The sequence below is a fragment of the Pseudomonas fragariae (ex Marin et al. 2024) genome (assembly GCF_059621105.1).
Window position 1 is genome coordinate 1,978,946 of the sequence record NZ_CM184369.1, and the last position, 13,032, is coordinate 1,991,977.

At 57.4% G+C, this 13,032-nt stretch carries 11 protein-coding genes and 3 tRNA genes; 12 read left to right on the top strand and 2 right to left on the bottom strand.

The window, feature by feature from the left end; translation table 11 throughout:
* Nucleotides 1–118 precede the first annotated feature (118 nt).
* The 6 genes from AC54XV_RS08910 (at nt 119) to AC54XV_RS08935 (ending at nt 6,173) form a co-directional block, all read left to right on the top strand.
* A complete protein-coding gene (locus AC54XV_RS08910) occupies nt 119–1,213 on the top strand; it encodes an ABC transporter ATP-binding protein (RefSeq protein WP_003409725.1) in 1,095 nt (364 codons plus the stop codon).
* On the top strand, nt 1,213–2,328 hold the full coding sequence (locus tag AC54XV_RS08915) for an ABC transporter ATP-binding protein (protein ID WP_058399091.1): 1,116 nt from the start codon (nt 1,213–1,215) through the stop codon (nt 2,326–2,328). Before AC54XV_RS08910 ends, AC54XV_RS08915 begins: the two co-directional genes overlap by 1 nt.
* On the top strand, nt 2,321–3,187 hold the full coding sequence (locus AC54XV_RS08920) for a carbohydrate ABC transporter permease (RefSeq protein ID WP_002552729.1): 867 nt from the start codon (nt 2,321–2,323) through the stop codon (nt 3,185–3,187). Before AC54XV_RS08915 ends, AC54XV_RS08920 begins: the two co-directional genes overlap by 8 nt.
* Before the next feature lie 10 nt (nt 3,188–3,197).
* Complete coding sequence (locus AC54XV_RS08925) at nt 3,198–3,998, top strand: carbohydrate ABC transporter permease (protein WP_003315280.1); 801 nt, start codon at nt 3,198–3,200, stop codon at nt 3,996–3,998.
* Between the two features lie 12 nt (nt 3,999–4,010).
* Complete coding sequence (locus AC54XV_RS08930) at nt 4,011–4,283, top strand: DUF2160 domain-containing protein (RefSeq protein ID WP_011267211.1); 273 nt, start codon at nt 4,011–4,013, stop codon at nt 4,281–4,283.
* A gap of 84 nt (nt 4,284–4,367) precedes the next feature.
* A complete protein-coding gene (locus AC54XV_RS08935; RefSeq protein ID WP_024639687.1) occupies nt 4,368–6,173 on the top strand; it encodes an ABC transporter substrate-binding protein in 1,806 nt (601 codons plus the stop codon).
* A 64-nt stretch (nt 6,174–6,237) separates the two neighbouring features.
* Here AC54XV_RS08935 and folD read toward each other — a convergent pair whose 3' ends face one another.
* A complete protein-coding gene (folD, locus tag AC54XV_RS08940) occupies nt 6,238–7,092 on the bottom strand; it encodes a bifunctional methylenetetrahydrofolate dehydrogenase/methenyltetrahydrofolate cyclohydrolase FolD (RefSeq protein WP_003404473.1) in 855 nt (284 codons plus the stop codon).
* Between the two features lie 296 nt (nt 7,093–7,388).
* Here folD and AC54XV_RS08945 point away from each other — a divergent pair.
* The 3 genes from AC54XV_RS08945 (at nt 7,389) to AC54XV_RS08955 (ending at nt 7,733) form a co-directional block, all read left to right on the top strand.
* Nucleotides 7,389–7,465, top strand: a tRNA-Arg gene (locus AC54XV_RS08945).
* A gap of 51 nt (nt 7,466–7,516) precedes the next feature.
* A tRNA-His gene (locus tag AC54XV_RS08950) sits at nt 7,517–7,592 on the top strand.
* Nucleotides 7,593–7,648: 56 nt separating this feature from the next.
* Nucleotides 7,649–7,733: transfer RNA gene (locus AC54XV_RS08955), tRNA-Leu, on the top strand.
* Nucleotides 7,734–7,978: 245 nt separating this feature from the next.
* On the opposite strand, the gene AC54XV_RS08960 is transcribed toward AC54XV_RS08955, so the two are convergent.
* Nucleotides 7,979–8,452, bottom strand: coding sequence for a hypothetical protein (locus AC54XV_RS08960; protein WP_003404470.1), 474 nt, complete (start codon nt 8,450–8,452; stop codon nt 7,979–7,981).
* A 1,096-nt stretch (nt 8,453–9,548) separates the two neighbouring features.
* Between AC54XV_RS08960 and tig the strand changes: the two genes are divergently transcribed.
* The 3 genes from tig to clpX all read left to right on the top strand — a co-directional run bounded on the left by tig (nt 9,549) and on the right by clpX (nt 12,982).
* On the top strand, nt 9,549–10,859 hold the full coding sequence (gene tig, locus AC54XV_RS08965; protein ID WP_011267215.1) for a trigger factor: 1,311 nt from the start codon (nt 9,549–9,551) through the stop codon (nt 10,857–10,859).
* A gap of 91 nt (nt 10,860–10,950) precedes the next feature.
* Entirely contained in the window at nt 10,951–11,592 is a 642-nt protein-coding gene (gene clpP, locus AC54XV_RS08970; RefSeq protein WP_002552734.1) for an ATP-dependent Clp endopeptidase proteolytic subunit ClpP, read from the top strand.
* Between the two features lie 106 nt (nt 11,593–11,698).
* A complete protein-coding gene (clpX, locus tag AC54XV_RS08975; RefSeq protein WP_002552735.1) occupies nt 11,699–12,982 on the top strand; it encodes an ATP-dependent Clp protease ATP-binding subunit ClpX in 1,284 nt (427 codons plus the stop codon).
* Nucleotides 12,983–13,032: the final 50 nt, after the last annotated feature.

Genomic DNA, 13,032 nt, shown 5'->3' on the forward strand with positions numbered 1-13,032 from the left:
ATACGGGCGAACGCTCTGTCCCGGGCTTCACCGGCAAGCTGGCTGAGCTGGCACGAATGTCGCTATCTGCAAACAGTCACGCATTCACCCTTAAGAAAAAAACAACAAAGGGCACGCCATGTCACTCACGCTGGAGCATGTCAGTCGCGCCGTCGATGGCCAGGTCTGGATCGACGACGCTTCCCTGAGCTTTGAGCCGGGATCATTCAACGTTCTGCTGGGGCGCACCCTGTCCGGCAAAACCAGCCTGATGCGCCTGATGGCCGGGCTGGACAAGCCGGACAGCGGGCGAGTGCTGATGAACGGGGTCGATGTCACCCATCGTCCGGTTCGCCTGCGCAACGTCTCGATGGTTTATCAGCAGTTCATCAATTACCCGAGCATGACGGTGTTCGAAAACATCGCTTCGCCGCTGCGTCAGGCGGGTCTTTCCAAAGACGTGATCCACAGCCGGGTGCAGGAAACCGCGAAGATGCTGCGCATCGAAAAATTCCTGCAACGCCACCCCCTCGAACTGTCCGGCGGGCAGCAGCAGCGCACCGCGATGGCCAGGGCGCTGGTCAAGGACGCCGAACTGATCCTCTTCGACGAACCGTTGGTCAACCTCGATTACAAGCTGCGCGAAGAGCTGCGCCAGGAAATGCGCGAGCTGTTTGCCGCTCGCCATACCATCGCCATATACGCCACCACCGAGCCCAATGAAGCGCTGGCGCTGGGCGGCACCACCACCATCCTGCATGAGGGGCGGGTGGTGCAGAGCGGCAAGACCCCCGAGGTCTATCATCGACCTGCGACTGTGCTGGCCGCCGAGCTGTTCTCCGAACCGCCGATCAACCTCATGCCGGGCCGTATAGAGGGCAATGAAGTCAGCTTCGCCAATTTCGTGCACTTCCCTCTCAACGTCGACCTGCGTGCCGTCGGCGATGGCGAGTATCGTTTCGGCGTGCGCCCCAGCCATTTGAGCCTGGTGCCGTCCAACGATGACGACCTGGAACTGGCGGTTACTGTCGAACTGGCGGAAATCAGCGGCTCGGAAACCTTCCTGCATGTGCGCAACGAGCTGTTCTCACTGGTCCTGCACCTGCCGGGCGTGCATGCCTACGACGTCGATGCGGCGATTCGGGTGTACATCCCGACCCACAAATTGTTTGTATTCGATCAGCAGGGCGGCCTGATTCAGGCGCCGGGCCTGCGTATGGCGAGGGTTGCCTGATGGCCGAGATCCGCTTGCAGAACCTTGCGCACAGCTACAGTACCAAGCCTGGTCCTGACGACTATGCAATTCGCGAGATGAGCCACGTCTGGGAGCAGGGTGGTGCTTACGCGCTGCTCGGGCCTTCCGGGTGTGGCAAGTCAACCCTGCTCAACATCATTTCCGGTCTGCTCAGTCCGTCGCAGGGCCAGGTGCTGTTCGACTCGAAAGTCGTCAATGAGCTGCCCCCGGAACGCCGTAACATCGCTCAGGTTTTCCAGTTTCCGGTGATCTACGACACCATGACCGTGTTCGACAATCTGGCCTTTCCGCTGCGCAATCAGGGCATGGACGAGGCGCGGATTCTCATCAAGGTCAACGAAATTGCCGATGTCCTGGACCTGCAGCCGCTGCTGAAAAAGAAGGCGCGCAACCTCAGCGCGGATGAAAAGCAGAAAGTCTCCATGGGTCGCGGGCTGGTGCGCGATGACGTGTCGGCGATCCTCTTCGACGAACCGCTGACCGTTATCGATCCGCACCTGAAGTGGAAACTGCGGCGCAAGCTCAAGCAGATCCACGAGCAGTTCAATATCACCATGGTTTACGTCACCCACGATCAGTTGGAGGCGTCGACCTTCGCCGACAAGATCGCGGTGATGTATGGCGGACAGATCGTCCAGTTCGGCACGCCGCGGGAGCTGTTCGAAAAGCCGTCGCACACTTTTGTCGGCTATTTCATCGGCAGCCCGGGGATGAATCTGATTGACGTCACGCCGCAGCCGGGCGGTGCCGGTTTTGCCGATATTCACTTGCCGCTGCCTGAGTCGTTGCAGCAAAAACTGGCCAATACGCCGTGGAAAACTCTGAAAGTGGGTATTCGTCCGGAGTTCGTGCATGTCTGGGACGGGCCTTACGACGATGCGATGTGTGCCGACGTGACCTATGTGGAAGACCTCGGCACTTACAAGATCATCACCCTGAAACTGGCCGGACAACTGCTGAAGGTGCGTCTGCAGGAAGACAAACCGGTGCCGCAAGGCGAGGCCTGGATCAGCTTTCCGGGGCAATGGCTGATGCTCTATGCAGATGATTACCTGCTCGAAGCCGGCCCTGCCAGTGAGGTGTCCCATGCGTAAGGTTCAGAACAACAAGGCCTGGTGGCTGGTGATGCCGGTGTTTCTGCTGGTGGCATTCAGCGCGATTATCCCGATGATGACCGTGGTCAACTATTCGGTGCAGGACATCTTCGACCAGTCCAGTCGCTATTTCGTCGGCACCGACTGGTTCCGGCAGGTCCTGCAGGACCCGCGTCTGCACGACTCGCTGCTGCGTCAGTTCATTTATTCGGGCTGTGTACTGCTGATCGAGATCCCGCTGGGTATCGCGATTGCCCTGACCATGCCGACCAAGGGCCGCTGGTCGTCGCTGTGCCTGATCGTGATGACCATTCCACTGCTGATCCCGTGGAACGTGGTCGGCACGATCTGGCAGATCTTCGGCCGTGGTGATATCGGCTTGCTGGGTTACACGCTGAACAACGTGCTGGGCATCAACTACAACTACGCCGCCAATGCCTCGGACGCCTGGGTGACGGTGCTGGTCATCGACGTCTGGCACTGGACCTCGCTGGTGGCTCTGCTTTGCTATTCAGGGCTGCGGGCGATTCCGGATGTGTATTACCAGGCGGCACGCATCGATCGGGCGTCCGGCTGGGCGATCTTCCGGCATATCCAGTTGCCGAAGATGAAAAGCGTGCTGCTGATTGCGGTGATGTTGCGCTTCATGGACAGCTTCATGATCTACACCGAGCCGTTCGTACTGACCGGTGGCGGGCCGGGCAACTCCACCACCTTCCTCAGTCAGACCCTGACCACCATGGCGCTCGGGCAGTTCGACTTGGGGCCTGCGGCGGCGTTCTCGCTGGTGTATTTCCTGATCATTCTGTTGGTGTCATGGGTGTTCTACACCGCCATGACTCACAGCGAAAAGAATTGAGGGGCTGGTCATGAGTCTGCGCAAAATCATACCGCTGTGGATTTACCTGTTGTTTCTGCTGGTGCCGATCTACTGGCTGATCAACATGTCGTTCAAGACCAATACCGAGATCCTCGGTGGTCTGACCCTGTGGCCGCAGGATTTCACCCTGGCCAATTACAAGGTGATCTTCACCGACGAAAGCTGGTACAGCGGCTACCTCAACTCGTTGTATTACGTGTGCCTCAATACCGTGATATCGCTGAGCGTCGCACTGCCGGCAGCCTACGCGTTTTCACGCTATCGTTTTCTCGGCGACAAGCACCTGTTCTTCTGGCTGCTGACCAACCGCATGGCGCCACCGGCAGTATTCCTGCTGCCGTTTTTCCAGCTGTATTCGTCCATCGGCCTATTTGACACGCACATCGCCGTGGCACTGGCGCACTGTCTGTTCAACGTTCCGCTGGCCGTATGGATTCTGGAGGGCTTCATGTCCGGCGTTCCCAAGGAGATCGATGAAACGGCCTACATCGACGGTTACAGCTTTCCCAAGTTTTTCGTGAAGATTTTCATCCCGCTGATTGGCTCGGGAATCGGTGTCACCGCCTTTTTCTGCTTCATGTTTTCCTGGGTCGAGCTGTTGTTGGCGCGCACCCTGACTTCGGTGAACGCCAAGCCGATCGCTGCGGTGATGACCCGCACCGTGTCGGCATCGGGTATCGATTGGGGGGTGCTGGCGGCGGCAGGGGTGTTGACCATCCTGCCGGGCATGCTGGTGATCTGGTTCGTTCGCAACCATGTGGTCAAGGGCTTTGCTCTTGGTCGTGTCTGAGGAGTCGAAAAAATGGAGTGGATGTCCTGGACACTGCCCACTGCGTCCTTCTTCATCAGCATTGCGCTGCTGCTGGCAGGGATGACCGTATGGGAGCTGCGCTCGGCCAGTATCGAGCGTCGCGGTTTTCTGCCGATTGCCACCACGCGTGGCGACCGTCTTTTCATCGGGCTTCTGGGCAGCGCTTATCTGCATCTGCTGGTGATCGGCGCGACGGACTGGAGCATCTGGATCGCTTCGGGGGCTTCCCTGGTGTGGCTGTTGGTGGTGATGCGTTGGGGGTAGAGAGCGGCCGGGCGTGGCTGCCGGGGTGATCCGGTCGGCAGTATTGAAAAAGCGGGACTACATGAAAGCAACCTGGAGATGACTATGTTCAATAAGAAAAACAAGCTGCAACATAGCGTGACGCTGGCAACCATGATCATGCTCAGCGGGTTGAGTGTGTCGGCATGGGCGGATCAGTACGAAGATGCGGCGAAGAAGTGGGCGGCGAGCGAGTTCAAGCCGAGCACGCTCTCTGATGCCGAGCAGTTGAAAGAGCTGGAGTGGTTCATCGAAGCGGCCAAGCCGTTTCGTGGCATGGACATCAAGGTGGTGTCGGAAACCCTGACCACCCATGAATACGAGTCCAAGACCCTGGCCAAGGCGTTCACCGAAATCACCGGTATCAAAGTCACCCATGACTTGCTGCAGGAAGGTGATGTCATCGAGAAGCTGCAGACCGCCATGCAGTCTGACAAAAGCATCTACGACGGCTGGGTCAACGACTCGGACCTGATCGGTACGCACTTCCGCTACGGCAAGGCCCTGTCTCTGACCGACCTGATGGCCAGTCCGGAAGGCAGTAAAGTCACCTCGCCGACGCTGGACCTGAAAGACTTCATCGGCACTTCGTTTACCACCTCTCCCGAAGTCAAGAACGCTTCGGGTAAAGTCATTGTCGAATCGAAGCTGTACCAATTGCCCGATCAGCAGTTCGCCAACCTGTACTGGTTCCGTGCCGACTGGTTCGAGCGTCCTGATCTGAAAAAGAAATTCAAGGACAAATACGGTTACGAGCTGGGTGTTCCGGTCAACTGGTCGGCTTATGAAGACATCGCCAAATTCTTCAGCGAAGACGTCAAGGAGATCGACGGCAAGAAAGTCTTCGGGCACATGGACTATGGCAAGAAAGACCCGTCACTGGGCTGGCGTTTCACCGATGCCTGGTTCTCCATGGCGGGCAGCGGCGACAAGGGTTTGCCTAACGGTCTGCCGGTGGACGAGTGGGGTATTCGCGTCGAAGACTGCCATCCGGTCGGTTCCAGCATCACCCGCGGTGGTGACACCAACGGCCCGGCGGCAGTGTTCGCCACGCAGAAATACATCGACTGGCTGAAAGCCTATGCGCCGCCGGAAGCGGCGGGCATGACCTTCTCCGAATCCGGGCCGGTGCCTTCGCAGGGTAACGTCGCGCAACAGATCTTCTGGTACACCGCCTTTACCGCCGACATGACCAAGCCGGGTCTGCCTGTCATGAACGCCGATGGCACGCCGAAATGGCGCATGGCACCGTCGCCAAAAGGCCCTTACTGGAAAGAAGGCATGAAGCTCGGCTATCAGGACGTGGGTTCGTGGACCTTCCTGAAGTCGTCTGACGAGAAAAAGCGTCTGGCGGCGTGGCTGTATGCGCAATTCGTGACTTCGAAGAGCGTTTCACTGAAGAAAACCATCGTCGGCCTGACGCCGATTCGCGAGTCGGACATCAACTCCAAGGAAATGACCGCGCTGGCGCCGAAGCTGGGTGGTCTGGTGGAGTTCTATCGCAGCCCGGCCCGCGTGCAATGGTCGCCTACCGGCACCAACGTGCCTGACTATCCGAAGCTGGCACAGCTGTGGTGGAGCCATGTGGCCGAGGCGGTCACTGGCGAGAAGACTGCGCAGGAGGCCCTCGACGGTCTGGCCAAGGACCAGGATGCGATCATGATGCGCATCCAGCGTTCTGAGGTGCAGGAACCCAGCAAATGTGCACCGAAGATGAATAAGGAAACCACTGCGGAAGTCTGGTACAAGAAGGCCGAAGAGAGCAACGGCGAGTTCCTCGCGCCACAGCGCAAGCTGGCCAACGAGAAACCCAAGGGTGAAACCATCGCCTATGCGGACTTGCTGAAAAGCTGGGAAGCAGCCAGGAAGTAAGTTTTTTCGGGAATGAAAAAACGGCACCTCAGGTGCCGTTTTTTATGGGAGCAGAACAGCCTGATCAGTCGTGCAGGGTTTCTGCCGCGTACAGCGTGTTTTCCAGCAGGCAGGCGCGGGTCATGGGGCCGACGCCGCCAGGAACCGGGGTGATCCAGCCAGCGCGGGGCAGGGCGGTCTCGTAAACCACATCGCCTACCAGCTTGCCGTCTTCCTGGCGGTTGATGCCGACGTCGATGACGATCGCGCCCGGCTTGATCCATTCGCCTTTGACAAGGCCCGGCTTGCCGGCGGCAACCACCACCAGATCGGCACGACCCACGTGGCCTGCCAGATCCCTGGTGAAACGATGGGTCACCGTGACGGTGCAGCCCGCCAGCAGCAGTTCCATTGCCATCGGGCGGCCGACGATGTTGGATGCGCCGACGACGACGGCATCCAGGCCGTACAGGTCGACACCGGTGCTTTCCAGCAGGGTCATGATGCCTTTGGGAGTGCACGGGCGCAGCAGCGGAATGCGTTGAGCAAGGCGACCCACGTTATAAGGATGGAAGCCGTCCACGTCCTTGTCCGGGCGAATGCGCTCCAGCAGCAGCGAAGCGTCGAGGTGTGCGGGCAAGGGCAGTTGCAGCAGGACGCCGTCGACAGCGGCATCTTCATTGAGACGGTCGATCAGATCGGTCAGTGCTGCCTGAGTGGTATCAGCGGGCAAGTCGTAAGCCTGGGAGATAAAGCCGACTTCCTCGCAGTCCTTGCGCTTGTGAGAGACATAGACTTGGGAGGCGGGGTCGCTGCCGACCAGAATCACCGCGAGGCCCGGCGTACGCAGACCTTGCTGGCTACGTTCGGCGACACGTTTGGCGATCTGCTGGCGCAGGCTGGCGGCGATCGCCTTGCCGTCGATTAGTTTTGCAGTCATGACGCGTGATTAACCATCGAGAGGAAAAAAATGAGCGCGCATTCTCTCATGACATGGCGCGAGGGCAAAGGCGATTGCTTTGCATATTCAGCTAACTCCTTTATCTAGCTGAATTTTTTTCAAAAAAAGGTTGACGACCCCAGGGGGCGTCTATAAGATTCGTCGCACTTGCCGGGCAGAGCCCAGCACTGGTTAAGCTAGCACTGGTTGATTCGGTCAGGCAGAGTTGCAAATCAGCTCGGTGTGATCGATTGAAAGCCTTTTAGTTTGTTATCGCAAGAGTACAAATTATATAAGTGCCCGTAGCTCAGCTGGATAGAGCATCCGCCTTCTAAGCGGATGGTCGCAGGTTCGAGTCCTGCCGGGTGCGCCATTCAAGGCAGCTTTGGCACAGCAAGTAAGTTGCATCGTCACGCGCAATATGGTGGGCGTAGCTCAGTTGGTAGAGCACAGGATTGTGACTCCTGCGGTCGTGGGTTCGAACCCCATCGTCCACCCCATATTAAGAAGGGCGCCAGATTCATAGTCTGGCGCCTTTGCTTTAAAAGTCTGAAATGCGGATGTGGTGGAATTGGTAGACACACTGGATTTAGGTTCCAGCGCCGCAAGGTGTGAGAGTTCGAGTCTCTCCGTCCGCACCAGATGTACTTTCGTCGGGTTCCAGTGAGCGCCGCGAAAGTCAAGAGAAGCCCGCCCAGTGCGGGCTTTTTGTTGTCCTGGATTTTTCATTAGGCAGTTTTATCTGCGGTTTTGGCTGTGTCTGTGAGGTGGTGCGAATTTGGATCTGGTCGGCGATGGCTGAGGGGGAGAGGCTGCGGCGGCGCGAGCGGTAGTTCATGCTCGCGGCGCGCTGGACTGCAATTTCAGCCTGATGGCGGCTGTATGCTTATTCGATAACCAGCAAAACCCTGGATTGGCACAGAAGTGATGAGTGCTCGCCCGGAATTTCAGTGACTACGCTGTAGCCGCCGGATTCCAGTGAGGATAAATCGGCAGAGAATGAAAAGCCTGATTTCAGGAAGTTTTCATTGCCGAACGCTTTGATCAGATCAGGGCGGTCCACGATCACAGGATCTTTGAACGTGACGGGGGTGCCTTTGTAGCCCGTCAGGCGAAGTCTGATTTCCTTGGGGGCGCGCTGGTTGGCTGTGTCGATGGCCCATCCGTTGAACTGGGCCATGCCTTTGGCTAAATAGACAGTTGAGCCGGTCTTTCCGCCAATCGAGTCGATAGCGCACTTGTCTGTTGCATAGTTTGTGACTTTGGCTGCGCTTTCTTTGCTCCCGTCTTTATCATTGCACCCCGTCATGATCGCTGAAGTTATAGCGAGAACACTTACTGCAGCAATCATCTTGAGCATGATTTTTCCTGGGAGATGTCGATGTTGTGGGGAGGGGCTGAGTGGTTTTAACGGTTTGGCAGCGCATTGACGCGAGGCGGAGATTATATTATTCATCGTCGTCGCAGCCTCTGTCCCCGCTGCTCGGGCAGCAAAATCAGGGGTCTGATTATGGAGTGCTTAGCCCTGCAGCACAAGGGTGCAGGGTCGCCAGGCTCCGGGGTTGACCAGGTTCTCCCGTTGAATGATCCAGGCGATCCGGCTGGCTTGATCTTTCCGTGCGTCAGGTGGGAGGCCGGCTTTGCGTGCCGCTCGCTGCGATCCATCGCTTTCAGGCGAATTGACATGAACGTCCCGCTGTTATGAGCTTGTGTCGAGGTGGTTATAAAAGTTCAGGTGTTTCGCGTGTCGATGTTTTGTAGGTGTCAGGTCAGCAAAAAGTTGTCTTGTCCCCGATAACTTGCAGCGTCGTCGCCTGGATGCTTGATATGTGCGAAGTGGGGTTATTGCCATAAGTTTCAGTTATTGATGAACGGAGGGCGATCGCCGAGCCGGGGTGTATTTGCCCCCCCCCTGTTCGTTGTCAGGCGGTTGCGCGACCCGCCTGAGTAAAAAAGGCCAGTCCGGTCAATTGCTTGCCATGGGTGGCGCGGCATCGCTGCGTTGTGTACGATGCGCGCCGGGTTGAATAAGGCTTCGAAGTTGGAGCAGGCATTTGGTTGATTTTGTAATCGCCATCCGCCGGAGCCTGGATTGCCGGGGCGAGAGCTCCTCGGCTGCACGAAATGGCCGCCTTGAGCGGTTTTTTTGTTTCAAGGTATTCGTTTTAACGTTTCGCTGGTTCGGTGGTCACATTACCACTGGTCGAGTGGGGCGCTGTGTAGATGGAGTCGGTGATCGTCTTGTGCGGATGCGTCCTTATATAAAGGAAGCTGTGCCAGACCTGTCGCGGTTAGTGAGAGGGTCATTTCCATCTCGCCCGGCTGTAGGCCGATTCCTTCTTGTTAACCCGCCCTTTTTCAGTAGGGTGACTTCTTGAGTTTGACCCACTAGAATGCATGCCCTTGATTCTGGGGTCGGAAACGGCCGGCTAACGTCTGTGCAACGAGGAATATCCATGCAAGTTTCTGTTGAAAACACTTCCGCTCTTGAGCGCCGCATGACCATTGGCGTACCTGCCGAGCGCATCGAGACTGAAGTCAACAAGCGTCTGCAACAGACCGCGCGCAAAGCCAAGATCCCGGGCTTCCGCCCTGGCAAGGTGCCGATGAGCGTGATTCGTCAGCGTTACGAGGACGGCGCACGTCAGGAAGCACTGGGCGATCTGATTCAGGCTACTTTCTATGAAGCTGTGGTTGAGCAGAAGCTGAACCCGGCCGGTGCTCCTGCTGTAGAGCCCAAGTCGTTCGAAAAAGGCAAAGATCTGGAATACGTGGCTACGTTCGAAGTATTCCCGGAATTCACCGTTGCCGGCTTCGATAGCATCTCCGTAGAGCGCCTGTCTGCCGATGTGGCCGACAGCGATCTGGACAACATGCTTGAAGTGCTGCGCAAGCAGAACGTTCGTTTCGAAGTGACTGATCGTGCTGCCCAGAACGAAGACCAGCTGAACATCGATTTCGTCGGCAAGGTCGACGGTGAAGTGTTCGCTGGCGGTTCCGCTACCGGCACTCAGCTGGTTCTGGGTTCCGGCCGCATGATCCCTGGTTTCGAAGACGGTCTGGTTGGCGCCAAGGCCGGTGAAGAGCGCGTTCTGAACGTGACCTTCCCTGAGGACTATCAGAACCTCGAGTTGGCCGGCAAGGCTGCCGAGTTCACCGTGACCGTCAACACCGTGTCCGAACCAAAGCTGCCTGAGCTGAATGAAGAGTTCTTCAAGCAGTTCGGTATCAAGGAAACCGGTATCGAAGGCTTCCGCACCGAAGTTCGCAAGAACATGGAGCGCGAGCTGCGTCAGGCGATCAAGTCCAAGGTCAAGAATCAGGTCATGGACGGTCTGCTGGCCGCCAACCCGATCGAAGTGCCTAAAGCGCTGCTGGAAAACGAAGTCAACCGTCTGCGTGTGCAGGCCGTTCAGCAGTTCGGCGGCAACATCAAGCCTGACCAGCTGCCGGCAGAGCTGTTCGAAGAGCAGGCCAAGCGTCGCGTCGAGCTGGGTCTGATCGTTGCCGAGGTCGTCAAGCAGTTCGACCTCAAGCCTGATGATGCTCGCGTTCGCGAAATGATTCAGGAAATGGCCTCCGCCTATCAGGAGCCTGAGCAGGTCGTAGCCTGGTACTACAAGAACGAGCAGCAAATGAACGAGGTACGTTCTGTTGTGCTTGAAGAGCAAGTTGTAGATACTGTTTTGCAGAAAGCTAGCGTGACCGACAAATCGGTCTCCTACGAAGAAGCTGTCAAGCCGGTGGAAGCTCCAAAAGCCGACTGATTTCTCTTTTCGTGCGAAAACACCCACAAGCCAGCCTTCGCGCTGGCTTGTGCGTATTCAAGACTCGACTATTTGGGAGTGAATGCAGGACATGTCCCGCAATTCTTATATTCAGCAGAACTCTGACATCCAGGCCGCTGGCGGCCTGGTCCCGATGGTTATCGAGCAGTCCGCCCGTGGCGAACGCGCCTATGACATCTATTCGCGCCTTCTCAAGGAGCGAGTCATCTTTATGGTTGGTCCGGTAGAGGACTACATGGCCAACCTTATCGCGGCGCAACTGCTTTTCCTTGAAGCGGAAAACCCGGACAAGGATATCCATCTCTACATCAACTCGCCGGGCGGTTCGGTGACTGCTGGCATGTCGATCTACGACACCATGCAGTTCATCAAGCCGGACGTTTCGACCATCTGTATCGGTCAGGCCTGCAGCATGGGTGCATTCCTGCTGGCCGGCGGTGCAGAAGGCAAGCGTCATTGCCTGCCCAACTCGCGGATGATGATTCACCAGCCGCTGGGCGGTTTCCAGGGTCAGGCGTCGGACATCGACATCCATGCCAAGGAAATCCTGCACATTCGTCATCGCCTCAACTCGCTGCTGGCGCATCACACCGGCCAGAGCCTCGAAACCATCGAGCGCGATACCGAGCGTGACAACTTCATGAGCGCAGAGCGTGCAGCCGAATACGGCCTGATCGACTCGGTGATCAACAAGCGTCAAATGCCTGCCTAAGCGGCTCAAAATGTAGGGGGTCGGTACAACCGACCGCCTGCGGACTTGAAAAAGCCCGCAATAGCCTTCATCTTGTGTTGCAAGCCTACCGGATTGGATCGATCGAATGACTGACACCCGCAACGGCGAGGACAACGGCAAATTGCTCTATTGCTCCTTCTGTGGCAAAAGCCAGCATGAAGTGCGCAAATTGATTGCCGGCCCCTCGGTCTTTATCTGCGACGAGTGCGTCGACCTGTGCAATGACATCATCCGTGAGGAGGTGCAGGAAGCCCAGGCCGAAAGCAGCGCGCATAAATTGCCTTCGCCCAAAGAAATCAGCGGCATCCTTGACCAGTACGTAATCGGTCAGGAACGTGCCAAGAAGGTTCTCGCAGTAGCGGTGTACAACCACTACAAGCGTCTGAACCAGCGTGACAAGAAGAACGACGATGTGGAGTTGGGCAAGAGCAACATCCTGCTGATCGGCCCTACGGGCTCCGGCAAGACGCTGCTGGCCGAAACACTGGCCCGCCTGCTCAACGTACCGTTCACCATCGCTGACGCCACCACCCTGACCGAAGCCGGTTATGTGGGTGAGGACGTCGAAAACATTATCCAGAAGCTGTTGCAGAAATGTGATTACGATGTAGAGAAGGCCCAGATGGGTATTGTCTACATCGACGAAATCGACAAGATCTCGCGCAAATCCGACAACCCTTCGATCACTCGTGACGTGTCCGGTGAAGGCGTGCAGCAAGCCTTGCTGAAACTGATCGAGGGCACCGTGGCTTCCGTTCCGCCGCAAGGTGGTCGCAAGCACCCGCAGCAGGAATTCCTGCAGGTGGACACGCGTAATATCCTCTTTATCTGCGGTGGCGCCTTCTCGGGCCTGGAAAAGGTCATTCAGAACCGTTCCACCCGTGGCGGCATCGGCTTCAACGCCGAGGTTCGCAGCAAGGAGGAGGGCAAGAAGGTTGGCGAGTCGCTGCGTGAAGTCGAGCCTGACGATCTGGTCAAGTTCGGTCTGATCCCCGAGTTCGTGGGCCGTCTGCCGGTGCTGGCAACGCTGGACGAGCTGGATGAGGCTGCTTTGATACAGATCCTCACCGAGCCGAAGAACGCACTGACCAAGCAGTATGCCAAGCTGTTCGAGATGGAAGGTGTGGACCTCGAGTTCCGGACCGATGCGCTGAAATCGGTCGCCCGTCGCGCGCTGGAGCGCAAGACCGGTGCCCGTGGCCTGCGTTCGATTCTGGAAGGCGTGCTGCTCGACACCATGTATGAAATCCCGTCGCAGAGCGATGTGAGCAAGGTGGTGATCGACGAAAGCGTCATCGATGGCACGTCCAAGCCGCTGTTGATATACGAAAACAGCGAGCCGCCTGCCAAGGTTGCTCCCGACGCATAAACGCATGTTCATAGGCGTGTGAAGTAACACTGAAGGGGGCCTTTTTGGTC